At 62.9% G+C, this 25,848-nt stretch carries 23 protein-coding genes, 1 tRNA gene and 1 pseudogene; 11 read left to right on the forward strand and 14 right to left on the reverse strand.

Features of this window, described 5'->3' with window-relative positions:
- Positions 1–6: 6 nt before the first annotated feature.
- Entirely contained in the window at positions 7–888 is an 882-nt protein-coding gene (locus tag C7450_RS10580; protein WP_110374419.1) for a hypothetical protein, read from the reverse strand.
- Positions 889–1,082: 194 nt separating this feature from the next.
- On the opposite strand from C7450_RS10580, the gene C7450_RS10585 reads away from it, so the two are divergent.
- The 3 genes from C7450_RS10585 to C7450_RS10590 all read left to right on the forward strand — a co-directional run bounded on the left by C7450_RS10585 (position 1,083) and on the right by C7450_RS10590 (position 2,325).
- Positions 1,083–1,159 (forward strand) — tRNA-Arg (locus C7450_RS10585).
- Positions 1,160–1,491: 332 nt separating this feature from the next.
- Positions 1,492–1,749 (forward strand): Arm DNA-binding domain-containing protein, encoded by a 258-nt coding sequence (locus C7450_RS35010; RefSeq protein WP_342588499.1) that lies wholly within the window; start codon positions 1,492–1,494, stop codon positions 1,747–1,749.
- 75 nt (positions 1,750–1,824) lie between these two features.
- Positions 1,825–2,325, forward strand: a complete 501-nt coding sequence (locus C7450_RS10590) for a tyrosine-type recombinase/integrase (RefSeq protein WP_425351174.1) — start codon at positions 1,825–1,827, stop codon at positions 2,323–2,325.
- Positions 2,326–2,862: 537 nt separating this feature from the next.
- Here the strand turns inward: C7450_RS10590 and C7450_RS10600 are convergent.
- The 10 genes from C7450_RS10600 to C7450_RS10645 form a co-directional block, all read right to left on the reverse strand.
- A complete protein-coding gene (locus C7450_RS10600; RefSeq protein ID WP_342588508.1) occupies positions 2,863–3,744 on the reverse strand; it encodes an enoyl-CoA hydratase/isomerase family protein in 882 nt (293 codons plus the stop codon).
- The gene (locus C7450_RS10605) at positions 3,647–4,525 is read right to left on the reverse strand and encodes a beta-keto acid cleavage family enzyme (RefSeq protein ID WP_110374422.1); all 879 of its coding nucleotides are present in this window, start codon (positions 4,523–4,525) and stop codon (positions 3,647–3,649) included. The genes C7450_RS10600 and C7450_RS10605 overlap by 98 nt, the downstream gene beginning before the upstream one ends.
- 34 nt (positions 4,526–4,559) lie before the next feature.
- The gene (locus tag C7450_RS10610) at positions 4,560–5,438 is read right to left on the reverse strand and encodes an IclR family transcriptional regulator domain-containing protein (protein ID WP_110374423.1); all 879 of its coding nucleotides are present in this window, start codon (positions 5,436–5,438) and stop codon (positions 4,560–4,562) included.
- A 211-nt stretch (positions 5,439–5,649) separates the two neighbouring features.
- Positions 5,650–6,543: a 3-mercaptopyruvate sulfurtransferase gene (sseA, locus tag C7450_RS10615; protein WP_110374711.1), complete on the reverse strand. Its 894-nt coding sequence runs from the start codon at positions 6,541–6,543 to the stop codon at positions 5,650–5,652.
- 16 nt (positions 6,544–6,559) lie between these two features.
- Positions 6,560–7,372 (reverse strand): enoyl-CoA hydratase, encoded by an 813-nt coding sequence (locus tag C7450_RS10620; RefSeq protein ID WP_110374424.1) that lies wholly within the window; start codon positions 7,370–7,372, stop codon positions 6,560–6,562.
- Between the two features lie 5 nt (positions 7,373–7,377).
- Positions 7,378–8,811, reverse strand: a complete 1,434-nt coding sequence (locus tag C7450_RS10625; RefSeq protein ID WP_110374425.1) for an aldehyde dehydrogenase family protein — start codon at positions 8,809–8,811, stop codon at positions 7,378–7,380.
- 179 nt (positions 8,812–8,990) lie between these two features.
- Positions 8,991–11,285: a molybdopterin-dependent oxidoreductase gene (locus C7450_RS10630; protein ID WP_110374426.1), complete on the reverse strand. Its 2,295-nt coding sequence runs from the start codon at positions 11,283–11,285 to the stop codon at positions 8,991–8,993.
- Positions 11,286–11,387: 102 nt separating this feature from the next.
- A complete protein-coding gene (locus C7450_RS10635; RefSeq protein ID WP_110374427.1) occupies positions 11,388–12,893 on the reverse strand; it encodes a tripartite tricarboxylate transporter permease in 1,506 nt (501 codons plus the stop codon).
- 9 nt (positions 12,894–12,902) lie between these two features.
- Positions 12,903–13,373: a tripartite tricarboxylate transporter TctB family protein gene (locus C7450_RS10640; RefSeq protein ID WP_110374428.1), complete on the reverse strand. Its 471-nt coding sequence runs from the start codon at positions 13,371–13,373 to the stop codon at positions 12,903–12,905.
- A gap of 200 nt (positions 13,374–13,573) precedes the next feature.
- Entirely contained in the window at positions 13,574–14,584 is a 1,011-nt protein-coding gene (locus C7450_RS10645) for a Bug family tripartite tricarboxylate transporter substrate binding protein (RefSeq protein ID WP_245449606.1), read from the reverse strand.
- 221 nt (positions 14,585–14,805) lie between these two features.
- Here C7450_RS10645 and C7450_RS10650 point away from each other — a divergent pair, with 221 nt between their 5' ends.
- The 8 genes and pseudogenes from C7450_RS10650 to C7450_RS10685 all read left to right on the forward strand — a co-directional run bounded on the left by C7450_RS10650 (position 14,806) and on the right by C7450_RS10685 (position 22,015).
- Entirely contained in the window at positions 14,806–15,579 is a 774-nt protein-coding gene (locus C7450_RS10650) for an HpcH/HpaI aldolase family protein (RefSeq protein ID WP_110374430.1), read from the forward strand.
- A gap of 197 nt (positions 15,580–15,776) precedes the next feature.
- Positions 15,777–16,679: a cupin domain-containing protein gene (locus tag C7450_RS10655; protein ID WP_110374431.1), complete on the forward strand. Its 903-nt coding sequence runs from the start codon at positions 15,777–15,779 to the stop codon at positions 16,677–16,679.
- A 35-nt stretch (positions 16,680–16,714) separates the two neighbouring features.
- Entirely contained in the window at positions 16,715–17,656 is a 942-nt protein-coding gene (locus C7450_RS10660; RefSeq protein ID WP_110374432.1) for a DUF6282 family protein, read from the forward strand.
- Positions 17,649–19,103, forward strand: coding sequence for an FAD-binding oxidoreductase (locus C7450_RS10665; RefSeq protein ID WP_110374433.1), 1,455 nt, complete (start codon positions 17,649–17,651; stop codon positions 19,101–19,103). The genes C7450_RS10660 and C7450_RS10665 overlap by 8 nt, the downstream gene beginning before the upstream one ends.
- Before the next feature lie 122 nt (positions 19,104–19,225).
- Complete coding sequence (locus tag C7450_RS10670) at positions 19,226–19,369, forward strand: helix-turn-helix transcriptional regulator (RefSeq protein ID WP_245449608.1); 144 nt, start codon at positions 19,226–19,228, stop codon at positions 19,367–19,369.
- Positions 19,370–19,503: 134 nt separating this feature from the next.
- A pseudogene (locus C7450_RS34485) lies at positions 19,504–19,632 on the forward strand (IS701 family transposase); the annotation flags it as partial.
- Positions 19,633–19,865: 233 nt separating this feature from the next.
- On the forward strand, positions 19,866–20,636 hold the full coding sequence (locus C7450_RS34490) for a GntR family transcriptional regulator (RefSeq protein WP_245449641.1): 771 nt from the start codon (positions 19,866–19,868) through the stop codon (positions 20,634–20,636).
- A gap of 188 nt (positions 20,637–20,824) precedes the next feature.
- Positions 20,825–22,015 carry a M24 family metallopeptidase gene (locus tag C7450_RS10685; protein WP_110374436.1) on the forward strand — a complete coding sequence of 397 codons (1,191 nt, stop codon included), beginning with the start codon at positions 20,825–20,827 and terminating at the stop codon, positions 22,013–22,015.
- A 14-nt stretch (positions 22,016–22,029) separates the two neighbouring features.
- Here C7450_RS10685 and C7450_RS10690 read toward each other — a convergent pair whose 3' ends face one another.
- The 3 genes from C7450_RS10690 to C7450_RS10700 form a co-directional block, all read right to left on the reverse strand.
- On the reverse strand, positions 22,030–23,034 hold the full coding sequence (locus tag C7450_RS10690) for a succinylglutamate desuccinylase/aspartoacylase family protein (RefSeq protein WP_110374437.1): 1,005 nt from the start codon (positions 23,032–23,034) through the stop codon (positions 22,030–22,032).
- Between the two features lie 81 nt (positions 23,035–23,115).
- Positions 23,116–24,351: an MFS transporter gene (locus tag C7450_RS10695; RefSeq protein WP_110374438.1), complete on the reverse strand. Its 1,236-nt coding sequence runs from the start codon at positions 24,349–24,351 to the stop codon at positions 23,116–23,118.
- Between the two features lie 92 nt (positions 24,352–24,443).
- Complete coding sequence (locus tag C7450_RS10700) at positions 24,444–25,838, reverse strand: M20/M25/M40 family metallo-hydrolase (RefSeq protein ID WP_110374439.1); 1,395 nt, start codon at positions 25,836–25,838, stop codon at positions 24,444–24,446.
- Positions 25,839–25,848: the final 10 nt, after the last annotated feature.

Raw genomic sequence — 25,848 nt, forward strand, 5'->3', positions numbered from 1 at the left:
ACGCGCTCATTCAGTCCCGATGACCTCGATTTGTTCCGGCGTCAACACGTCGATCAAAGGCCCTCGGCCTGCCTCCACCATACCGCGCACCCGCACATGCCGCCCCTCGAGTTCGACGGCCCGCAATCCGGCAGCGGCCAATTTTGCCCGATTCTTCTTCCAAATGGTGACAGTGAAATCACGCGTCCACTGCGATCCGAAATTCAAATAGGTAACCCGCTCCCTTTCCCTTACGCTGACAATTATGCCCTCAACCACGGCAAAATCACCAGCCTTTGCGAGAATCGCATCCGGTTCGTCGGCCGCGAGCACGGCCTGATCCCGCCATTGCCCGCGGCGGCCCGCCCGCGCCTTCTCCTCACGTGCGAGCAATGCCGTCATGCAAGTTCGCGACAGGGACATGGCGGAAGCGTCGGGCGCCGCGCGGGCCATACCATGATCGACCAGCCATTGCGCGAGGGTGTAAGCGGGTTCGGCGCCTGAGTCCACGCCCATCTCGACGTCCTTCCGCGCCACCGGCGCCGGCAGCAGGATGTCGGCGGACAGGCGCCCCCAGCGGTCCGGGGCGGGCTGGAGGACATGAAACCGCAGCTCCATGCCGAGAAGCGTGCCAAGCTGCGCGTGCGGAGCGGAAAGCGGGGCATGTGGCGTTGCAAGCAGGATGCCGGCCTGGGTGATAAGGCGCCCGTCGGCGAGGTGCAGGTCGCCCGTTTCTCCGATGGACACCACAACGCCGGCATCCGTCGCCTCAGGCTGCAGGCAGGCCGCGTTTGCGCGCGCAGATTTCCTCTCGCGTCCCACCGTTTCAGGCACGGCCAGCGTGATCGTGGCGAAGAGGGCGAGAGCTGCGGGGGCGAAGAGCGGCGCAAGGGTTCGGGCAGCGACCATCGGCGGAGCGAGATTGAAGAGCGACCCCGAAGTTTACGCAGGGCCAAGACATAAACCAAGCGACAAACCAAGACGTAGCAGGAGGCTGTTTTCGTGGGCTCCCCTCTTGAACATGAAGGGCGGCTTGGGTCATATGGACCACGTGGACGCTTCCGCTCGGGGGTGATCGCGCAGGCATCTCGACCGTCGAGACTGTCCCGGTAGCTCAGCAGGATAGAGCAACGGTTTCCTAAACCGTAGGTCAGGGGTTCGAATCCCTTCCGGGACGCCATGCCTTCATCCGCCGCCGTCCGGCGTCGTTCAGAACCCTGTTGCGAGGCAATGGATTTTTGCAGGCCGCGCGTCCGGATGCGTCCGCCTATGTGTGTTGGTATCCAGCAAAATCGTTGGTGTTTTCAGTGGTCGTTCCAAAGCCACGTCCTAGTGGAGTGAATTTGACATTTGAGTCCCGCCTGACATGAAGCTCCCGATCAAATGTCAAATTCAAAAGCTCCACTAGAACCAATAACTTGCTAGTGGTTCTCGTGGCTCCGACATTTGCTCCGAGGCTCGTATCAGGCGGATGCAAATGTCGAAGCCGAACCACTAGCGATACCAACAGCCATGCCACTTACAGACGTTGCCATCTGCCGAATCAAGCCATCCCAACAGCCGAAAAAGATCTCAGACGGTGAGGGGCTGCACCTATTTGTTGCAGCATCAGGCGCTAAGTTGTGGCGAATGTCCTATCGCTATATGGGCAAACAGAACCTGCTGAGTTTCGGAGCATATCCGACTGTGAGCTTGGCCGATGCGCGGCGGGCACGCGACGCGGCAAAGCAGGTTCTGGCAAAAGGCGATGATCCAGGTGGGCCGCCTTGACCGAGCCAAAAGCCTTGCGCGGCGCTCTTGCGGGCAATCGATGGCTTCGAGGGGCAGGCCACGACGACAGCCGCGTTGAAGCTCTTGGCGCTGCTCTTTCCTCGGCCCGGTGAGTTGAGAGCGGCCCATTGGTCCGCGTTCAATCTGGACGAGGGGCTGTGGACCGTTCTGGAAGCGCGGATGAAGATGCGCCGTCCCCATCGGGTACCGCTGCCCAAGCAGGCGGTCGCTATTCTCAAAGACGTGCAGCAACTCACGGGTCATGGCACTCTTGTCTTTCCCTCGATCCGCTCGGTCCTCTCTCCCATGTCGGAAAACACATTGAATGCGGCGCTACGCCGTTTGGGCTTCACCAAGGATGAGATGACCTCGCACGGGTTCCGCGCGAGTGCCAGTTCCATGCTCAACGAGAGCGGCTTCTGGCATCCGGACGCCATTGAGCGGCAGCCGGCCCATGTGGAGGAAAACAGCGTCCGGCGCGCCTATGCGCGCGGTGAGCATTGGGACGAGCGCGTTCGGATGATGGCTTGGTGGGCCGACCGTCTGGATGAGCTGCGCGCGGGTAACCTGAAGTGATCGTGCTCTGCTCCAGGTGCAACTGAACGTGACTCTGAAAGCCGCTTCTAAATGGCAGAGATGGGGCCGACAGCAGTCTGGCAGCTTTCGGCTGCAGCCGTGTTCATAGCTGCCATTCCGCAGCCGACCCCTTCCCGGTCGTTCAGGTCGGGTTTGTCCGCGGCCTGAAACCCGCCATTCGAGAGGCATCCGGATTTCTGCTCAAACGGGGCCGATTCCTGACAGTCCGCTTCATGGTAGTATCCGGCGATAGCTGCCATCCAGCAGCTAACGCAAAAGGACATTACCTGCCTAGTTGCCGCGGCCTGATTGTCTCTAGTATCTTAGTTGGCATACTCGGTAGATTTAGTTTTTCTCCGCGGTCTCGAAAAGCTAGTGGAGCGAATTTGACATTTGAGTCCCGTCTCACATCAAGCTCCAGATCAAATGTCAAATTCAAAAGCTCCACTAGAACCAATAACTTGCTAGTGGTTCTCTTGACTCCGACATTTGCTCCGAGGCCCGTATCAGGCGGATGCAAATGTCGGAGTCGAACCACTAGCGACCAACAAAGACCGGCGCGCGTTTTTCGAGGAAGGCATTTTCCCCCTCCTTCTTGTCCGCGCTTTGCCAGATGGCTGCGATTTCGATCTGCGCAGCCAACATCAGCTCCGAAGGGCTTTTCGGAAGCGTGCGTGACACGAAGCGCTTGATGGTGCGCAGAACCATCGGCGCCATCTGGGAAAGCTCCTGACCCATTTCCAGGGCGGTGTCGATATGCTTGCCCTTTTCGACGACCTGGTTGATCAGGCCCGCTTCCAGGGCGCGGTCGGCCGATATCGGCTTGCCCATCATCAGCAGTTCCATCGCGATCTTGTGTGGAATTCGTGCCGCCAACGCCGCTGCGACGCCGCCGGTGACACCGATCCGCGCTTCCGGATAGGAGAAGCGCGCGGTGCTGTCGGCCACGCAGAGGTCGCTCATGACCATCGTCATCAGGGCACCGCCGATGCACCAGCCGTGAACCGCGCAGATGATCGGCTTCTCGGATTCGAAGCCGACCGTCGGCATGATCCGCCATATCTCCGGCGGATCTGAGATGTCGGCGCCGGCGGAGAACGCCTTCTCCCCTGCCCCGGCCAGCACGGCGACCCGCATGTCGGACGCCTCGAAATCCTTGAACGCCGCCTGGAGATCAAGCGCCGCTTGCCGATCGACGGCATTGGACCGCTCGGGACGATTGATGGTGATGAGCCTGACCTTGCCGTGGTCGGTGATTTCGATCTTGGACATGTTCTCGATCCTTGGGATTTGCGATGCTGCGCCGCAAGTCGTGCTTAAGTCAGCCGATCTGCAGGATGCGGCGGGCCTCGTCGGGCGTGGCGGGCAACAGGTCGAGGCTCTCCAGGATCGCCACGGCGCGACGCACCAGCGGCGCATTGCCAACGGAAAGCTCGCCCTTGCGAAGGTAGAGATTGTCCTCGAGGCCCACGCGGACATGCCCGCCCAGCAGCGCCGTCTGCGCAACCATCGGAAACTGGTTGCGGCCGATTGCGAAGGCCGACCAGGTGCTGCCCACCGGCAGCATCGACTTCATCTGCAAAAGGGCCTCGACGGTCGCCGGCGCGCCCCACGGAATGCCCATGCAGAGCTGGAACAGCGGATTGGCCGGCAGTTCGCCGCGGCTCACCATGTCCGCGGCCTGCCAGACATGGCCGAGGTCGAACGCCTCGATCTCCGGCTTTACGCCGGCCTGGCGGATCGCGGCAGCCATCGGACGCAGATGCGAGCCCAGATTGACGATGGCCGCCTCGCCGAAATTCATCGTCGCGACGTCGAGGCTGCAGATGTCGGGCTTCAGCTCGACGATATGCTGGGTGCGGAACTCCGGCGTGCGGGGGATCGATCCGTCCTGGCTCTTGGTCGGGTCGTCCACGCGCGGGAAGCTTCGCGCGCCCGGGCCGGTGGTCAGATTGATCAGCATATCGACCTTGCTGGCACGGATGCGTTCGACGACCTCGCGGTAGAGGCCAAGCTCCATTGCCGGCTCGCCGGTCTTGGGATCGCGGACGTGGATGTGCACCACCGCCGCGCCGGCCTCGGCCGCCTGGATCGCATCCGCCGCGATCTGCTCCGGCGTGATCGGCACGTGCTTGTGTCCGCTCTCGTTCAGGCGCGCGCCACCAGTCAGCGCGCAGGTAATGATTACGCTGCGTGTCATCTCGTATCCATTGATTGTGGAGGGTGCTGATGCCTCAGTTGCGGTTTTGACTCGTGGGCATTCGGGTCATGTTACCGTAGTTCTCCGCGATTTCCGCCTCGATGGCGCGCGCGGTGACCTGCAACGGCTCGGCCAGCCGCTGCGCAACTTCGCTTTCCGGCACGGCGCTGCGAAAATATCCGAGCGCCAGGCAGCCGAGGACGAGACCGTCATTGCGGATCGCGACGGAGATCGTCTCCGTGCTGGAGTGTTCGCGCGATCTCACCTTTCGCGCATATCCCTGGTTGCGTATGTCATCGATCACACGCCCGATCTGCCGCTTGCTTTCGGCGCGCTTCGACGGGGTGATGCGCGCGAGCTGGGCGTCGATCAGCGCCTCACGCTCGTAGTCGGGGCAGAATGCGAGATAGGCACGGCCCATCGCGCTGGTGAACAGATCCAGCCGCATGCGCAGATGGGTCATCGGCATCGCCCACGGGCTGTAGCGTGCCGTGGTGAACTGCAAGCGCATGAACTGGCCCTCGAGCATGCCGACCCCGACGCCCCACTTGATCCGCTGGGTCAGTTCCAATGCGTAGGGATGGGCAGCCTCGATGACCATGGGCGCGCCGAAGTATCCGTCGCTCAAATTCTGTACGTTCGCCGTAATGCGGTAGCCGCCGAACGCTTTGTCGCGGGTCACGTAGCCGGCCGTGATAAGGGTCTCGAGCATGCGCACCACCGTCGGCTTCGCGATACCCGTGATCTTGTGCAACTCGGTGACCGTGGCGACACGCAGCATGTTGAGATGCTTAAGCACCTCCAGCGCCCGCAGAACGGATTCGACCGGCGCGTAGGAATGTGCCCCGTCGGCGACGAGGGTGGCACCGCTCGACGGCGTCGGACAATCCTTTACGGGAAATATAGCGTTCATTGCCGTCTTCTCCCTCCGTCGCGCCGCAGCTTCTTCTTACCGGGTCCGCATTGTGGAAACGCGGCACGGACGTCAGCGACCGCCTGCTCCAGCTTCGCCCGGTGTCCTCTGTCGGACGGAGCGTCTTCTGTCGGGCGGCACACCTCCATCCCGGAGCTGCGGCGACCCTATATCTCCGCATCTCAGCGATAAACCTTTAAGCCCGCTGATTTCAACTGTTGAAATGCCCCCTCTCAAAGCCTGAGCTGCCCGTCTCAACAAGCAGCTCGGGAAATCCTTCCCTTCCCCAGTCCGCCCAGGATCCATCATAGACCGCCACCTCGGCAATGCCGGCCAGTTCGGCCGCAAGCGCGACGATGCACGCCGTCACACCCGATCCGCAGGTGGCGATAACCGGTCGGGCGAGATCGACGCCCGCGGCACCAAATTCAGCGCGTAGGTCTTCGACCGGCCGGTAGCGTCCGTCGGCGAGAAGCCGTCCGAAAGGCAGGTTCCTCGCGCCCGGCATGTGGCCGGGGCGCAGGCCGGGGCGCGGTTCGGGATCGCGCCCTTCAAAACGGCCGGCCGAACGGGCATCCACGATCTGCGGGTTGGCGGCCCTCACCGCTGCAAGGACATCGTCGGCGCCGGCGATCCGGGAACGGTCCGGCTGTGCGGTGAAGTTGCCGCGAAACAGGGGCAGATCGGCTCCCGATTCCAAGGGGTACCCGGCGCCGACCCATGCATCAAGCCCTCCGTCGAGCACGGCTACGTCGGCGTGCCCCATCGCCTTGAACATCCACCACGCCCGCGGCGCGGCGAATATGCCGGCCGTGTCGTAGATCACGACGCGACTGTCGTCATTGATGCCGCAGCGGCGAACATGCGACTGAAACTCCGCGCGCGGCGGCATCATGTGCGGCAGATCGCTGCTGCGATCGGTAACGACCTCGTCGAAATCGAAACGGCGCGCCCCGGGAATGCGCGAGGCATGGAAGTCATCCTGTGTCGAGCGCTTCTCCGAGGGCAAGTACCAGCTAGCGTCGAGGATGACGTCCCGGGCCGAGCGGCTCGCATGCAGCGCGGCCGCGTCGATGAGAGGCCAGGTCTTGTCGGTCGATGACATGCCGGAATCCATGATGTCAGAGGCCCGTGAAGGCGGGCGAGCGCTTCTCGAGGAAATGCCGGACGCCTTCCTGGAAATCCTCGCTTCGTAGGCTCGCGATCATTTCGCGGTTCGCCTGCGTCACGACATCCTGAAGGTTCTGGAAGCGTGCATCCCAGAGCTGGCGCTTCATGACCCTGACCGAGCGGGGCGACGCCAGCGAAGCCAGTTCGCGCGCATAGTCGAGGGTTCGGGCCATCAACTCGTCCGGCGGATAGAGCCTGTCGACCAGACCCGCCGCCTTCGCCTCGCCAGCATCGAACCGCCGCGCCGAAAACAGAAGGTCGGCCGTCACGCCCGGCCCTGCGGTTTGCAGCATGAGCCACGCGATGCCGTGTTCGGCAATCAGCCCGCGTCGCGAGAAGGCGGTGGAGAACACTGCCTTTTCCGAAGCGAACCGCATGTCCGATGCCAGCGCGAACACGATACCGAGCCCAGCGGCAGCTCCGTTGATGGCGGAAATCACCGGATTCGCCAAAGCCGGGAAATAGATGTAGCGGCTTTGGAAATCCGCCCGGATCGCCGTATCGAAGGGGCGCATCTTGGCCGGTTCGTAGATGTCCTCCGGCGCGAGGCCCTCGAGCTCGGCCATGTCCATGCCGGCGCAGAACGCCCGTCCCTCGCCAGTCAGGACGATCACGCGCACCTGCGGCTGTGCGTCGGCCTGCCTCATGGCTGCGTAGAGCTCGCGCTCCATGACGGCGGTAACGCCGTTCATCCTGTCCGGGCGATCCAGTGAGATCGTTGCAACGCCAGCCTCGACCTGCAGCTTTACCTGTGTGAATTCCATCGCGCTCATCCCTTGCGCTGCGGCTGCTGCAGCGACCGATATTCGAGAAAATCATCAAGGCCGAAACGGCCGTTCTCGCGGCCCACTCCGGACATTCCGAAGCCACCAAAAGGCGCGTCGAGGTTGAAAGGACCGCCATTGATGTCGACCTGGCCGGCGCGTATCCGCCGCGCCACGGAGAGCGATAACGCGTCGTCGGGGCCCCATACTGCGCCGGCAAGGCCGTAGGGCGTCCCGTTGGCGATCGCGACGGCTTCGTCGATGTCCCGATAGGGGATGACGCAGAGCACGGGCCCGAAGATTTCTTCCTGCGCGATGGCCGAAGCGGGGTCAACGTCGGCGAAAACGGTCGGCGAGACGAAATAGCCGGCCTCGTTTCCGCCTGGCTGCTCGGCGCCACCGCAGACGAGCCGCGCACCCGATTCGATCCCCTTGCTGATGTAGCGGCGCACCCGCTCCTGCTGATCCTTCGATACCAGGGGACCCATGCGGCTGTTCGGGTCCAGAGGATCGCCGACCGTTATTCGCTGCACGGCCTCCGAGATCAGCGCCAAGACCTCTTCCTGCTGCGCGGCGGGAACGACGAACCGGGTCAGCGCGGAACAGGTCTGGCCGGAATTCAGGAAACAGCTCCCCACCGTGGACCTCACGGCGGCGGCCATATCAGCTCCGGGCAACAGAACGGAGGCCGACTTTCCACCGAGTTCGAGCGTGACCCTCTTCACGGCCGACAGCGCCTGCGCACCGATCTGGCGCCCGACCGCGGTGGAGCCGGTGAACGAGATCACATCCGCTTCGGGCGATGCGACAAGGGCTGCGCCGACATCGGCACCGGCGCCGATCACCATGTTGAACACACCGGCCGGCAACTGCGCCGCCTCGATCGCCTCGGCCAGGAGGATTGCGGCGGATGGAGCCATTTCCGAAGGCTTCAGGACGACCGTGCATCCGGCGAGCAACGCGGGCGCGACCTTGCCGGTGATCTGATGCAGCGGGTAGTTCCACGGTGTGATGCAAATCGCGACGCCTGCCGCGACCCGTTCGACGAGCGAGTTGCCGATCGTCTCGGTCCACTGATAGTCCGCCGCCGCCTTTGCGAGCCGCCGCCATGCCAGTATCGGCGCGGCGACCTGGATCCGCTCGGACAGTTTCAGCGGCATGCCGACCTCACGGCTGACGGCGGCCGCGATTTCCGCTTGCCGCGCCTCGAGCTCATCGGCGATCCGGCCGAGGTAGCCGGCGCGGACCGCAGGATCGAGGTCCGACCAGCCGGCGAAGGCGGCGCGCCCTGCCATGCACGCACGATCGGCTTCGGGAACGCCGGCAAGTGGCACTTCCAGCCACGGCACGCCGGTCGCGGAGTTGGTCACGGTAAACGAGGTCGGCTTATCGGGCGCCACCCATTGTCCGTTGATGAAGCAGGAACGTGCGATCTGCATGGCAAGCCTTCGGCATTGAGTGTCACGGGCTAGAGGACCGCGACCTTCGTGTCCTGGAAGGCGAAGCCGGCCGTCTGAGCGTCCAAACTATCGTGAGGCAGCATCGAGCGGCCATGCTCTATGTGCCGGGGTTTCACGACCTGAAACCCGCAGCAGGCCAGCCGGCTCGTGCCTCCGTGTTACGAAGCCCGGGCCTGAATCTCGGGAAGATCGAAGGCCGTTACGGCGGAGCCGCCCTCGAAACGCTCCACCTCGACCAGACAGGTCTGGGCCGAAGATCCCTGCGCAAGGCTGGATGTTCCGCGATCGAGCGTCAGTACGTTGGGGTTCCCATGCTTTTCCAGCGGCACTTCCAGGGAGCGATCCGGATCGTACCACGCGCCCGTCGGGAGAACGACGACACCCGGCATGACGCCGTCATCGATGGCTGCTGCGGCAAGGCAGCTCCCGCGATCGTTCCAGAGCCGGATGACGTCTCCGCCAGAAATGCCACGACGCGCCGCATCGGCCGGGTTGATGCGGGCAACCTCCCTGCCCGCCACCTTGCCGTCGACGCTGTAGGCGGCATGATCGAGCTGGCTGTGCAGGCGACGCGACGGCTGGTTTGAGATCAGGTGAAGCGGGAAACGTGCCGCCTGCGCGGCGCCCAGCCACTCGTCCGGTTCGAGCCAGACGGCGTGCCCCGGGCAGTCCTGATATCCGAACCCCGCCACGGTGGCCGAGAAGAGTTCGATTTTGCCCGACGGTGTGGGCAGCGCGTGGGCCTTGGGATCGGCCCTGAATTCGCCGAGCATCACCGGAGGTTCCGGCATGTCGCCCAGATCGATGAGGCCGGCATCCCAGAACTCCTCGAAAGATGGCAACGCCATGCCGAGCTTGCGAGCCTGCGCGACGGCCTCGGCATAGAGCCATTGCAGCCAGCCGGTCTCGTCCCGCCCCTCTGTGAAGGCGGGGCCGACATTCATGCGCGCGGCAAGTTGAGCAAAGATGTCGTAGTCGTCCCGCGCCTGGGCATGCGGCTCCGCCACCTTCTTCATGGCAACCAGATGCCCCTCGCGCCCGGCATAGCCCAGGTCGTTGCGCTCCAGCGTGGTCGTCGCCGGCAGCACGATGTCGGCCATCCGCGCGACCGGATTCCAGTACTGCTCATGCACGATCACCGCTTCCGGCATGGCCCATGCGGCGGCCAGCGTGTTCAGATCCTGATGATGATGGAAGGGATTGCCACCTGCCCAGTAGACCAGCTTGATGTCGGGATAGCGGTAGACGTTGCCGTTATAGCTGAACGACTGGCCGGGCTTCGAGAGAAGGTCGGCGATGCGCGCCACCGGAATGAAATCGCTGACCGCGTTCGCGAGCTGGGGGAAGGTTGGCCCCGTCATGCGCAGCTTCGAGGTGCCGACCGAGTTCACAGCGCCGTAGCCGACGCCAAAGCCGCCGCCCGGTGTGCCGATCTGGCCAATCATCGCGGCAAGGGTGATCAGCGCCCAATATGGCTGTTCGCCGTGTCTTGCGCGCTGCAGCGACCAGGCGACGTTCATCATCGTCCGGGACGAGACGATCTCCGTCGCGAGCGTCTCGATCCTGTCGGCTGCAACCCCGGTGATCCCCGCGGCCCACTCCGCATCCTTGACGACACCGTCGGCGCGGCCGGTCAGATAGGTGCTCACCGTGTCGAAGCCGACGCAATAGCGGTCGAGAAACCCGGAGTCGTGACGTCCGGACTTGAGCATACAGTGCATCAGGCCGAGCATGAGCGCGGTGTCGGTGTTCGGTCGGATCTGAATCCATTCGAACGGTCCGCCGACATCGAGATCGGCACGCAGTGGTCCGATCAGGATGAAGCGCGTTCCCGCTCGCCGCATGGCCTCCAACCCCTCGCGCACATGATGGCGCATGGCGCCGCCTGCGGTGACCTGCGCGTTTTTCAGGGGCACGCCGCCGAACCCGACGAATAGCTCGCAATGTTCAGCCAGCTGGTCCCAACTCGTATGCTGGGCCATCAGCGTGTCGAGCGGCGCTACGATGTGCGGCAGCACGACATTGGCCGCCGCGTGGCTGTAGGAGTCCCGGTGGCGGACATACCCGCCGATACAGTTCAAGAACCGATGGATCTGCCCCTGCGCATGGTGGAAACGTCCCGCGCTCGACCATCCGTATGATCCGCCGAAGATGGCACTGTTGCCGTGGCGGCCGATGACGCGCTCCAGCTCCGAAGCGACGAGCGCGATGGCTTCGTCCCACTCAACCTCCACGAACGGCTCCTTGCCGCGCAGGTGGCCTTCGGTCCGCCGGCCTTCCAGGAAGCTGCGCCGCACCGCGGGGCGCTTCACGCGCAGCCGGGTGACCGTCGGCGACAGTTGGTCGAGGCCGATCGGCGACGGGTCGGGATCCTTCGCCGATGCGACAAGCCGGGGGCCGTCCACGTCCTGCACGACTTCATAGAGGCCCCAGTGGCTCAGCGTATGATGCATTGATCCGCCCTCTGTTGGATCCGTCGCGTCGAAGATGCCGCCCAGCGCACCGGCGCGCTCCGGGTGTCAACGCGAAATCGATGTGACGCGGCGCTTTGTGCCCTATTCGTCCTCGACGAAGACTTCCTTGCGGCGCTTACGGATGAACGGAAGAAGGATCACCACGAGCAAGGCCGCCGCCACGGCGAGCAGCGTCGCACTGAGCGGTCGCTGGATCAGCACGGTCGCATCACCATCGGCGAGGATCATCGCCCGGCGCAGATACTCCTCCAGAAGCGGCCCGAGCACGAAACCCAGCAGCATCGGAGCGGGTTCGCAGTCCAGCTTGCCAAGCACGTACCCAGCCGCGCCGAAGATCGCCATCAGATACAGGTCGAACGCCGAGTTGCCGACGCTGTAGACGCCGATCATGGAGAACCCGAGGATGGTCGGGAAAAGGAAGTGTGGCCGAATCTTGAGGAGCTTCAGCCAGAGGCCGATGAGCGGCAGGTTCAGGATGACCAGTATCAGGTTTCCGACCCACATCGAGGCGATGACGCCCCAGAACAGTTTCGGCTGCTCGGTGATCAGATTTGGGCCCGGGATGATGCCCTGGAGAATGAGCGCGCCCACCATCAACGCCATAATCGGGTTGGACGGAATGCCCAGCGTCAGCATGGGAATGAACGACGTCTGCGCCCCCGCATTGTTGGCCGATTCCGGTCCGGCGACGCCGGCCATCGCGCCATGGCCGAAGCGCTCGGGAGTGCGCGACAGCTTCTTTTCCATGGCATACGACGTGAACGCGGACAGGAGAGCCCCACCACCTGGAAGCACGCCGAGCACCGAGCCAAGCAGCGTGCCGCGAACGACCGGCGCGGTCGCCTCCTTCAGGTCGGCGAGGCTGGGCAGGCGATTGTTGACCGGGATCACCGACACCGGCGCATCGCTTTCGTTCTCGATCCCGCGCAGAATCTCGCCCAAGGCGTAAATGCCCGCGCCGAACGCGACGATGGGGATGCCGTCCGCCAGGTCCAGCGTGCCGAGCGTGAAGCGCATGGCACCCGTATAGGAATCGGTACCCACGCAGCCCAGAAGGAGACCCAGCAGGATCATGGCCAGCCCCTTGAGCACCGAGCCGTGCGCCAGTGCGATAGAGGCGACGAGGCCGAGAACCATCAGCGCGAAATAGTCGGCCGGGCTGAAGCTGAGCGCCAGCGAGGTGAGCGGCTTGGCAAAGATGGCGATCGCTAAGGTCGCCACAGTCCCCGCAAAAAATGATCCGAGCGCGGCGACGGCGAGCGCTGTGCCTGCACGTCCCTGACGCGCCATCTGGTAGCCATCGATTGCGGTGACGGCGGAGGTCGCCTCACCTGGAAGATTGATCAGGATCGCGGTGGTGGAGCCGCCGTACTGCGCTCCGTAATAGATGCCGGCCAGCATGATCAGCGCCGCTTCCGGCGATACGCCGAAGGTTACGGGCAGTAGGATGGCGATGGTGCCGAGCGGCCCGATCCCCGGAAGCACGCCGATGGCGGTGCCAAGGAAGCAGCCGATGAAGCAGAACAGAAGATTGTAGGGCAGCAGGGCGACGGAAAAGCCGAGCCCCAGGTTCTGGATGAAGTCCATGATACAGCCCTAACCGGCTATGAGCCAGCCCCACAGAGGAAGCGGCAGATTGAGGAGATAGATGAAAACCAGCACGCAGAAGGCGCTGAAGCCTGCGCTGAGCAGAATGGATTCACCGATCTTGGACCGGATGCTGGCCTGCGTCGAAAACAGGACCGACAGAAAGACGGCGAAGAACAACCCCAGTGGATCGATGCTGAGGGAAAAGACGATGGGTGCGCCGAGGACCAGCGCCACCGCCCTGAAGGGCGCCACTTTGAGGGGCTCCTCTTGCGCGCTCGACTGGCCAAAAACGACAGCCAGAATGCTGATCGCGCCCAGGCTGATCGACAGCAAGAGCGGAAAGAAGCCTGGACCCATATTGGCAGGCGTACCAATCGGCAGCTTCCTCAACGTCTCGAAGGCCATCAACGCGCTGAAGCTGACAAACACTATTCCGAAGACCATGTTTCTGCGGCTTGGCCAGTAGGTAGCGAACATATTCTCTTCCTCGCCTTTCGATCGCCACGTGAGTTGATCCCGCGACGCTTGGCAACGCCGTCGCGTATTGGGATGGAAGGGGCGGCCCAGGAGCCCGCGGTCGTTTGCCGGACTTCGGCGAATGACCCTCCCGAGAGGACCGTCACCGCGTGACGCCTACTCCGACAACGCGCCGGGCAGGCGCCGCATGATGCTTGGGATCACTGGTTCTTGATCTCGTATTTGGCGATCAGGTCGCGCCACTTGACCTCTTCGGAGACCACGACGTCGCGGAACTCCTTGGGGGTGGTCGGATTGACCTGCTGACCGATCTTGGCAAAGGCCTGCTTGGCTTCGTCGGTATTCAGGTAGTTCACGACGGCCTTGTTCATGCGCTCGATCACCGACGGCGGCGTGCCCTTGGGCGCCATCAGGCCGGCCCAGGGCTGGGCGACGAGATCGATGCCGCTTTCCTTGAAGGTCGGCACGTTCGGCAGGTCCGCGGCCCGTTCGGCCGAGACGATAGCGAGCGGACGTATGGTTCCCGCTTCGATCTGCTTCATGTAGTTGTTGTTCAGGAAGTCCATCGACATGTCGAGGCTGCCCGACAGCATGTCGGTCACCACTTCGGAATTGCCCTTGTATGGCACCATCTTCATTTTGATGCCGGCCAGGTCGGAGAATGCAAGCTCCACCATGTGGCCGTAGGTTCCGATGCCGCTGTTGGACACGCTGAGCTTGCCAGGGTTGGCCTTGGCGTACTCGATCATGCCCTTGAAATCCGTGAAAGGCAGGCCGGTACGAGCAACGATGACCATCGTGGCCTTGGAGATGCCGGAGACGTACTCGAAATCCTCGAGCGGCTTGTACGGAAGGCCGGCAAAGGTATTCGTGAAGTTCGCCGCCGGGCCAGGATAGGCGAACACGAAGGTGTAGCCGTCCGCAGGCTGCCGCGCGGCGTAACCGGTGCCGATCGCGCCGCCGGCGCCAGGGCGGTTGTCGATCAGGATCCTCTGACCGATCTCCTTCTCCACAGCGCCCATCACAATTCGCGCGATATAGTCGGAACCGGCTGCAAACGGGAAGACCGCAGTGATCGTCTTGCGGTTCGGCCAGTCTTCGGCGGAGGCCTTACCAGCCAGGCCAATCGTGCCGGCAAGCAGCAAGGCGCCTAGAGAGAGCGTTGAAACAAGTTTGCGCATGAATTTCCTCCCAATCGAGGCGGCGGGCAACGTTGCCGCATTTTTTAATGCCACCGCCGCAAGCGAGCTTACAGGCGGAAGGGGTGCATCAATACGGCAACGTCAGTCCCGTTCCAGCCCGTGAAATCGATCGCCCGGCCGGAACGGCATACGGCAGGTTGGTTTCAATCTGAGAAACCCGCCCGCAAATCCTGTTCACCCCGCCGCGCATTCGCGAATATCTTGTGCTGCCGCATGGAGGAGAAGAGAACTTGGCGAAATCTGATAGATCGGAAGGGTTTCGGTCGCGATTGCTGGGCGGCGACCGGCTGATCGGCGCGTTCATCAAGACCCCGACCAGCCACGCGACGGAAATTCTTGGCCTCGTCGGCTTCGACTTCGTCGTCATCGACGCCGAACACGCCCCGTTCGACCGCTTGACCACGGATCAGGTTCTGCTTGCGTGCAGGGCCTTCGACATCGCGGGCGTGGTGCGGGTCTCCGAGGCGACGCCAGCGCAGATCCTGTCGGCGCTCGACTGTGGTGCGGAAGCGGTGCTGGTGCCGCATGTCGACAGCGCGGCGAAGGCCGCTGCGGTCGTTTCTGCCGGGCGCTATCGGCAGGGCGCCCGCGGCTTCTCCAACAGCCCGCGCGCCGGCGCGTATGGCGGGCGCACCATGGCCGATCACATCCAGCGGTCGGACGCCGACGTCGCACTTATCGCGATGATCGAGGACATGGCCGCGATCGACGTCTTGGACGAGATCATGGCGGTCGACGGCATCGACGGCATCTTCATCGGGCGTGGCGATCTTGCCGTCGCCATGCGCGCCGCCTCCCCGAACACGGACGAGGTCAGCGCCGCGGTGGAGAAGATCACCGCCGCCGCTCGCCGCGCCGGAAAGCCGATCATGGTGATGGTTGGCGCGGCCGCCGACGCCACGCGTTTCGCAGCCCAGGGCGCAACCGCCTTCATCGTCTCTTCCGACCAGGGGCTGATGCGCCAGGCTGCAGCGAAGGTCCTCAAGGACTTCGCCGAACTCTAGTGGTTCTGCTCCGACATTTGCATCCGCCTGACACCGGCCTCGGAGCAAATGTCGGAGTCAAGAAAACCACTAGCAAGTTATTGGTTCTATTGGAGCTTTCGAATTTGGCATTTGATCTGGAGCTTGATGTCAGGCGGGACTCAAATGTCAAATTCGCTCCTCTAGAGATTCCGACGCCGCGCAGGCAGGAGACAGACATGTACGCAAAAGACGATCCCCGATCGGCGCTGGCCACCGCCGCGCCCGCACCAACTGCGAAGGCTGTCACCGCCTATGCGCGCGCCGAATACGCAAAATTCTACGAGACCGCCCCGCAGGAAATCCGTGACGGCGCGCGCACATGGTATGCGCGCGGCCAGAACTTCCTCGTCGCCTACACGGACGTCGATGGCGAGGTCACCTGGGAGCGGGCTGACCAGCCTGATGAATACGTTGTCCTGCTGCCGGAGGACGGACTGACGGTGGAGCTGTCAGATCCCGGCACTTCGGTCATCACCGACAAGGCGTCCGTGATCGTCATGCCTCCGGGGAAAAGCTCGGTCACCGCTCGGGGCAAGGGCAGGCTCGTGCGCCTGTTCACGACACAGTCTTGCGATCTGGCGGCACTGTGCTCCAACGCGGGCGCATACGCTCAGCCGCACCCAAACCTGCCGCCTTTCCAGCCTTGGCCGGAACCGCCGGCCGGGTGGGCCATCCGTTGCTATCCGCTTGACGTGCCGCCTGTGCCGGGTCGCTTCGGCACGATCTACAGATGTACGACGTTCATGGTGAACGCGTTCGAGATCAAGCCGCCGCGCGACGCCAAGAACCTGTCGCCGCATTTCCACGATGACTTCGAACAGTGTTCGCTGGCGCTTGACGGCTCGTACATCCACCACATCCGCTTTCCCTGGATCACCGACTCAACACAATGGTTGCCTGACGATCACGAGATTTGCGCAGCACCCTCGGTGGCTATCATCCCGCCGCCCAGCCTGCACACCTCCCAGGGTATCGACCCCGCCGGAAACCGTCTCGTCGACATCTTCTCGCCGCCGCGCGTGGATTTCTCGCAGAAGCCGGGATGGGTGATCAACGAAGACGAATACCCGATGGGCTGAGCCGGGGCTCAACCTGCCAGCATGGGATACAGGATATGACGACCGATCAGAGCGACATCGACATCAAGAAGAGCTTCGGCGCCGAGCGCGACGCCAAGATCGCTGGCTTGCTGAAGGGCGCGGTGGATCTGCACTGCCACAGCGGCCCCGCGGCGATGCCACGCATCCTCGACCATCACGAGGCGACCATGGACGCCGAGGAGGCCGGCTTCCGTGCACTGGTGTTCAAGGACCATTACTATGTCGGCATGTCGCATAGCGCCATGATCGAGAAGCTGATGCCAGGCTTGCAGGTGAAGCTCTATTCCGGCGTCGCGTTGAACAATCCGAGCGGTGGCATCAACCCGCACGCGGTCGACCATGCCATCAAGACCGGCGGCCAGATCGTCTGGATGCCGACGCTGGCGGCGAAGAACCACATCGAGCAGAGCGCCAAGGCGACCAAGAACTTCCCCGCCTCCAAGAAGCCGATGCTGAAGGCAGAGCCCCTCACCGTTCTGGACGAAGCGGGCAAGCTCACCGATGCGACCCTGAAGATTCTCGACCTCATCGCCGAGGCCGACATCATCCTCGCCGGCGGGCATCTCCACGTCAGCGAGCAGGGCATCCTGTTCGATGAGGCCATCCGGCGGGGCGTCAAGAAAATGCTCGTCAACCACCCCACCTATGTCGTGGAATATTCCGACGAAGACATCCGCAGCTTCGCGGCGTTGGGCGTGCACATGGAACACTCCATCTGCATGTTCGTCGAGGGGCGCGGCTACAAGCATGACGGCGCGCGGCTCAAGCAGCTGATCGAGCTGGCCGGCATCGAGAAGACGCTGCTTTGCTCCGATCTTGGCCTGACCGGATCGCCCCGTCCTGTCGAGGGTTATCGCCGCATCGTGAACACCCTGATCGAGCAGGGATTTGATGACGGCCAGATACGCGCGCTGACCGGCGGTAACGCCATCAAGCTGCTGCCCGTCGATGGCTGACACCTCTGCCCAAGTGACGCCCTTCGAGGCCAGCGGCGGAACCCGTCTGATCGAACGGCTGGCCGCGATCGTCGGGGCCCGTCATGTGGTGACGGGCGAGACGGATCTGTCAGCGCAGACGGCCAATGTTCTGCACGGCGTCAAGGGACTTCCGCTCTGTCTCGTCTACCCTGCCGATGTGGGTGAAGTTTCTGCGGTTGTCAGGGCCTGCGCGGACGCCGGCATGCCCATGGTGCCGATGGGCGGCAACACCGGCCTGGCCGGCGGTACCCGGCCCTGGCCGGCTGGGCAGTGCGTCATGATCGGGCTCAAGCGCATGAACCGCATCCTCGACGTCTCGTCCGAGGGCGGGACAATGACGGTCCAGGCGGGCTGCATTCTCGCCGATGTGCAGGCCGAGGCGCTCCGCCACGACAGGCTGTTCCCGCTGAGCCTCGGAGCCGAGGGCAGTTGCCAGATCGGCGGCAATATCGCGACCAATGCGGGCGGGGTGAACGCATTGCGCTACGGCGTGATGCGCGACCTCGTCTTCGGCTTGCAGATCGTGCTGCCCGACGGCAGCGTGCTCGACCTCAACCGCAGCCTCCGCAAGGACAATGCCGGCTACGATCTGAAGCACCTCTTCATCGGGTCCGGCGGCACGCTCGGCATCATCACTGCCGCTGTCCTCCGGCTCTTTCCCAAGCCGCGCGCGCATATGACTGCCATGACCGCGCTTCGCGACGCCGATGCCGCGATCGAGATGCTCGGGCGGCTGTCGTCGCGTTTTGGCGAGTCGCTGACCAGCCTCGAACTCATCGATGCCCTGACCATCCAACTGGTGGGGCGGCATTTGCCAAGCATTGCCATGCCGTATGCGACGGAGGGCGACTGGCACCTGTTGATCGAGCTCTCCGGCAGGGATGAAACTGAGCTGGCCGCAGGGCTGGAGGAGCTCCTCGGCGGAGCGTTCGAGGACGGCGTCATCGCCGACGCGTCGATCGCGACCAGTATCGCACAGTCAAGAAACATTTGGGCCCTGCGACACGCCACGGCCGAGGTCGCCAAGCATTTGGGCCCCCGGTTCGCAAACGACGCATCGGTTCCCGTAGGAGCGCAGCCCGCCTTCCTTGCAGAAGTGCGCCGACGCGTCGCGGCATGGCCCGAAGCAATGCTGACTGTCTACGGCCACGTGGGTGACGGCAACCTGCATTTGCTGGTCGGATTCCCGGGCCGGTCCGCTGACGATCCGGCGATTCCGGAACTGCGCCGCGCGGTTGAGGCGGCCGTAACCGCCACGATCGTCGCCTTTAACGGCAGCGTGACCGCGGAGCACGGTATTGGCTTCAACTATTTGCAGAAGCTGATCGACAGCCGTAACGCAGCAGAGATCGCGGTAATGCAACAACTTCGCCGCAGCATTGATCCGCGAAACCTGATGAACCCTGGCAAAGTCGTTCCGACATAGCGGGTCCGAAGCAGGTTTCCGAGAGCGACGATGAGGGAAAGCGGGATAACTGCTGCAGCGATGAGCGCCGTCCGGACCCCGTCGAAGCCCGGCAAAGTCTGGCGCCGACCGGACCTTTGCCCGTGAGCAAGTCCACCTTCTGGGCGAAGGTGAAGACGGGTGAGTTCCCTCAGCCCGTGCGTCTGGGAGGAACAACAGCCTGGCGTGCGGAAGAGATCTGGGAACTCGTCAACAAGCGGAACCCGCCCGCGAAGACAAAACGCTGACACCAGCTTGGCAAAACCGGCTTCAAAGCCCGTGCATGACACCGGGCCGCTATTGAATATGGCCTGCGCAATGGGCGAAGATATCTCGCTTCGGTGTATTTCACGTAAAATGCACTATCGCGCGGCTCGATTTCGGCCGCCCACGCAAGAACCATGTGCCCGACGCGAAGTCGGTCTCGGCGGAGAAGACGCTGGCGGCGGCCTGGCGCAGGCTGAGCTGGCGGCGCGGCACCAAGGGGCCGCTGAAAGCCCGCTTCGCCGCCAGGGGATTTCTACCGTCGGCATCGACCTTGCTAAGTCGCTGTATCAGATTCATGCGATTGACGACGCCGACAATGTTACCGTTCGGCGACAGTTGGGACACCGGCAGACGTTGAATTTCTTTGAGCAGCAGGCGCCTTGTTTCGCTTTATCCCGGCTGTGCGATTTCCGCATGAGGCCTCGATCCCAAGACGACCACCTTCCGCCTGCAATTGCCCTCGGCTATGATCGTCTCATGATCGGAAACGGAAAAGAGCAGCCTTCGCTGGACCTCACGCTGGATGGCATCGGCCCGAGGCATCAGCAGATCGAACGGGCCATTAGGGGTAAGATTCAGACCGGCGCGTGGCCACCCGGCTATCGGATTCCACCAGAGGAGGAACTGGCGGTTTTTCTGGGTGTGTCCCGCGCACCTTTGAACAAGGTCCTGAACAACCTCGCGAACGCGAAAGTCATCATACGCCGCCGACGCCACGGAACCTTTGTCAGTGAGCGGACGGACAACCACGCCGTTATTGGCATCATCGACATCCGCGACAAGATCGAAAGTACGGGCAAGGCATATAGCTTCCAGCTTCTAAAACGCGACCTCATTAATGGCGACAATGCCTATGTCTGGTCGGATGCACCCCGGAGCGAGCGCTTGCTCCGACTGGAGCTGGTTCACAAGGCCAATGGCGCCAGCGAAGTCTATGAAGAGCGGTTGATTCGAATCTCTGCGATTCCGGAGGTCGAGTTCGAGCCGTTCGACAATGTTCTGCCGAACGAATGGCTGTTGGCTCGGCTGCCCTGCACGCGGCTTGTCAACACGATTCGCGCTGCTATGGCCGAGCGCCGGATCGCACAGGCGCTTGGTCTGGCTGCCAATGAGCCGGTTTTGATCTCCGAGCGCAAAACCTGGGCGCACACAGAAGCGGTGACATGGGTGAAGTTGTCCTTCCCCGGTCATCGCAACGAGTTTGTCGGCGAATTCAACCCGCTCGAACCTCTTTCGAAATTGGGCTGACGCATGTGGGGGAAAGCTTTCTCACCAGACCGTAGAGGCGGCGCGGACGTATTGCAGCCTGGCTATTCTGCGAAAGCGAATGGGTCAGGTGAGCTTGTCGCCGCCATCGCGAGGCCCCACCACCAAATCGCGCCAATATCCTCAGCCCCGTCGCATCTATACGTATACACCCCAAGGTCAGGACCGGCATGATGAGCTGGAAAGGCGAGCGCCCGACCATGCGGCAATTGGCGGGTGAGCTTCAGGAGAAGTTCTTTCGTGAAGTGTCCGACGATATAGCCCTGGTCGTTTCCTCGGATACAGCTAACAAGGCCTATCTCTCCGGCTATGTGAGCATGGCCCATGACTTGGCGCCGTCTTATCGCTCCGCGGCGCTGGTGTCCCGCGATCGGACTTCGCTTGTCGTGAGCGCCGCAGATGCCGGCCCCGCCTCCGAATTCCTGAGGAAAGCAGGCCAGATCCACCGCTATGGCGAGTTTTATTTCGAGACGGTCGAGGATTGGTCAAAAGATTTTCTCAAGCCTGCAAGAAGCGATTTTACGGCGGCCTTCAAGGAGGCGATTAACGCTGTTCGGCCAACTGACGGTCTGATCGGGGTGGATCGCACGAATGACGATCTCCTTTGGGATCTGTGCCGCGAGATTCTGGGCGAGCACCGCATTGCGGACGTCACTCGTTGCCTCGGCGCAGCGCGTGCAACCAAGAGCCCTGGCGAAATAGCGCGCCTGCGTGAGGCGACCAGGTTGGTCGAGGATGGCTTTCGTAGGATCATCAAGCAGGCCCATCCCGGTATGACCGAGATCGATCTCGCTGCCATGATTACGGAAGGGATGGTCGCTGGCGGCGGCATCCCCCGGTTCGTTTCAGTGACATCCGGACCTCGATCGGCGCTGGCCGATACCTATTCAACGCGGCGGGTGATCGCGAAAGGCGAGACGATCAGGATCGATGCTGGCTGCACGGTGGATGGCTACTGGTCCGACATGGCGCGGACCTTCCTTTTTGGGGAACCCGATACACGACAAAAGACGACTTATGCTGCCTTGCTGGCGGGGCTGGAGGAGCAGCTCGCGACAGTCCGCGCAGGTGTGCCCGCAAATGTCCTATTCGATGTCGCGATGAAAGCTGTCCGATCGAACGGTCTGCCGCATTACAAGCGCCAGCATTGTGGACATGGAATCGGCTTGCGATCCTATGATTCCCCAACTGTCAATGCCACCGACACCACGGTGTTACTCGAAGGGATGTGCCTCTGTCTTGAGACACCTTACTATAAGCTCGGCCTCGATGGGATGATGGTCGAGGACACAATCCGCGTTACGGCCGATGGCTTCGAACCGATCACGACCTTGTCACGCGAGCTCTTCGTGCTGTCCTAACTGCATGGACCCAGTCAACGTTCGCTTTCGGCGGCCAGCCCGTAGAGTGCATCCCCGAGCGTTGTCAGAGTCGGATAGCGTCGATAGATCACAATCCCATCCGCCTTGAACCGCAATTCGATCGGGTCGGCCAGCGGCTGGCTCAGCAGGTGAAGATAGCCGGCGGCCTGGCCTGCTCGCGCGGGCGCTCCGACCTCGACGAGAGGTTCAAAAAGGCCATCGGCGGGCGCGTAGATCGCGGTTTCCGGTGGCAGGATCTTGAGTTTGCGCGTTGGCCCGGACGCGGGAGCGACGAGATCAGGAACGATGCCAAAGTGATGCAGGACGCGTCGAACGCCGTCCTCCGCAAGTCTGACGCCAGCTTGCGATAAGCCTTGTCCGCCGCCCAGTTCGGTCGTCAGTGCTGCCACCCCATGCGCCACCGCTGCGGCATAAAGCGTGGTTGCGCCGCCTCCGCCGCGGCCATCGGTTAAGATGCTATTCGGGGCGGCGAAGCAATCGAGCAGATCGCCGATGCGGTGGTCCTGTTCGGGCGTATGGCCGCGATGCGCGTAGGCAACCTGCATGTAGTCCAGCGAACTGCCCCCCGAATGCAGGTCGAGGACGTAGTCGGCGAGCGGAAAGAGCACCTCCGTCACATACTCCGCGATCATAGCTGTAGGCCCGCTAACCGCACTGCCCGGGAACAGGCGGTTCAGGTTGCCGCCGTCGAGCGGAGAGTTCCGACGCCCAGCGATAACGGCCGGGCGGTTCAGCTCCGGCAGGATGATGATGCGGCCTTTGACTTCAGTCTGGCAGAGAGCGCGGGCGATCCTGCGCAAGGCGATTTGCCCCTCGTATTCGTCGCCATGCGTACCGGCCGTCAGAAGGGCCGTTGGGCCGTCGCCGCCATTGAAGCAAATCATCGGCACCGGAATCCAGCCATAGGCGGAAGTGTCTGAAGAGTAGGGAACGCGTGCATAGTCACTCTGCACGCCGCATTTATGGAAATCGATGGTGGTCCAGACGGGGCTAACCAAAGTGTGCTCCTCTCACAGCAAGAGCTCGAATAGAATCCAGATTTCGCGCGCCGGTCGTGCGTCCGATCGGCCTTTCTTCTGTCACGGGCTGCCCGTTCTGAATTCCGAGGTCGTCGGGATAGCTGTTGCGGCCAATGCAGCTCCGAAGCAGACGACGGCGGTAGCGATAAGCACGGTCGTGATACCGAGAACACCGGTGACAGGTGCTATGGCTAAAAGGCCCAGGGGAGCGAGACCATAGGAAACGATAAAGTCGAGCGCCGAGACGCGGGCCAATTTGGTCCGCGCGACCTCGTCCTGGATGGCCGTGAACCAGACGATGTTGAACAGCTCCATCCCGAGGCCCGCCAGAAAATAGGCCGCGATCGGGATCCAAAAGTGTTCAGGCACTAAGAGACTGAGAGGCACGAGACCATAAGCGCCGAGGCCCAGAAGCGCCCACCAGCCGCGTTTTACCGGCCGCCATCGCGATGCGGCGATCGCGCCCAGAAGAGCGCCCGTCATATAGGCGGTGACACTGCCCGTGAGCAGGCTGGCGTTGCCATGGATGGTGCGACTGATCAGCGGCACGAGTACGGCGGTCACCGAATATCCGGTCGCAATTACCGTCGACAGGGCCACCAGCGCGGCAAAGAACCAGGGATGCCGCCGCGCCTCGCGGTATCCGTCGACTAGGTCGTGAACGAAACGACCAAGGCGTGGAACACGGCGAGCGCCTGATCCAACATCTGCTACAGCCTCGCGAGGCCAGGAAGGGACCAGCGCACTGGCAATCCAGAAACACGCGATGACGAGGATTGCGGTCCCCGGGCCCCAACTGGAGGCGATCAAGGTCGCAGTCGCCGGGCCGACGAGAACTGTCGCGCGAACGGAGAGGCTGAGTGCCGCGTTCGCAGGCTGGAGCGCGTCGCGGGGCACGACGGATGGCACGATCGATTGGTAGGCTGGCCTGCAGGCACCTTGCCCCATCCCGGACAGGATGGCGCCCAGAGTGGCGAGGCTCAAACCAAAGGGCAGCTTCGTGAAGATGCCGAGAAAGAGTAGCAGCGTCCCGCATGCCGCGGCCAGGCTAGCGATCATGATTATACGCCTGCTGCCCGTTCGGTCCGCCATCACCCCGCCGATCGGAACAGCCGCCAGGAAGCCGGCGGAGCGAAGCGCCAGGAAAATGCCCAGTTCAAGCGCGCTGAGTTTGCCGCTTGAAACCATGAACCCCAAAACGAAAGGTAGCGCCCAGGTCGCGATGCCGGAGCCAGCGTTTCCTGCCCATAGCCGGCAAAAGGGAACTGAACGGATACTGGAGGGCGGAGTGGGCATGGTTTCCGAGGTGCTTGTCCGCCTTGACGGCGGATGCTGTTAGCGCAGGGAAGCCCCTGCCACTGGGCTCACGGTGCAATTCGAGCAAAAGATCACCGCTTCATGTGCTGGACCTCGTCCAAGATCCGCACCCAGCTTCGTATGCCCTTGTGGAGACGCTCGGTGTCGTAGCGCTCGTCGGGGCCATGGATCGCGTCGTCCGGGAGAATGAAGCCGATCGCGATGCAGTCGAGCCCGACCGTATCCTTGAGCTGCTGGGCCAGCGGGATAGAGCCGCCGCTACCCTTGAGAACGGTCGGGACGCCCCATTCCTTCTCCAGTCCGCGGGCCGCCGCCTTCACGAAGGGATTGTCGCGAGGCATGGTCACAGCCGAGCTGCCGTTCGCTCCCTCGAACTCCGCCGAGCAGCCCTCCGGCAAGCGGGAGCGCACGAATCGCCGGAAGCATTCGCGGATCTTTTCGGGATCCTGTCCTTCCACGAGACGGAACGAGAGGCGTGCCGTCGCGTAGCCGGGAATGACCGAGCGTTCGCCAGGCCCCTGATTGCCGCTTGTGATGCCGTTCATGTCGACAGTCGGACGGCCCCAGATCGCTTCGAGCGGCGAATGGCCCGCTTCGATGACGCCGCCCCTCAGATCGATTTTTTCGAGGGGATCGGCCTGCCGCGACAATGCGGCCCATTGCTCGCGCGCATGGCTCGGTATCGGATCGACGCCGTCGTAGAACCCCTCGATAGCGATGCGTCCGTCTTCATCGTGGATGGCGGCGAGGATCCCGCTCAAGATCCGGATGGGATTGGCGGCGACCGCACCGAAGGCGCCGGAATGGAGGTCTCCATTTGACGCGAAGACTGTCAGCTTCTCATGGACGAGGCCTTTGAGCTGAATGGTGAGCGCCGGCTGGTGTGGCAGCCACATGTCGCTGTCGCAGATGAAGGCGATGTCACAGGCGAGCTCCTCGCGGCAGGCCTCGATGAACGCGGGCAGATTCTGGGATCCGGATTCCTCCTCGCCTTCGAGCAGCACGATAATCCTGGCTGGAAAGCCGCCGTGAACAGCCTTCCAGGCCCGAAGGCCCTCGATGAATGTCCAGAGCTGACTTTTGCTGTCGGAGGCTCCCCGGCCATAGAAGCGATGACGCCCATCTTCCTCGAGGATCTGCGGACCGAACGGATCATGCGTCCAATCCTCGGCCACGCCGACGGGCTGCACGTCGTAATGGCCGTAGAAGAGCAAGCCCGCTGTATCGGCCATGGTCGTGCCGCCGGCATGTGCCAGTATCAGCGGATGGCCTGGGGTTGTGACAATCCGCGCCTCGAAGCCTATCGCCGAGAGTTCGTCCTGCAGCCATCGGGCGGCCTGCTCGATACCCGGTTTTCCGATCGGGTCGCTGGAGATCGAAGGGATCGAAATCAGATCGAGCAGCTTCTCGATTGTTGTCGGCATATTGCGGTCGACTTCCTTGAGCACGTCTTCGACGTCAGGCATTTTCCTGTTC

The organism is Chelatococcus asaccharovorans (assembly GCF_003201475.1).
Taxonomy (GTDB): Bacteria; Pseudomonadota; Alphaproteobacteria; order Rhizobiales; family Beijerinckiaceae; genus Chelatococcus; species Chelatococcus asaccharovorans.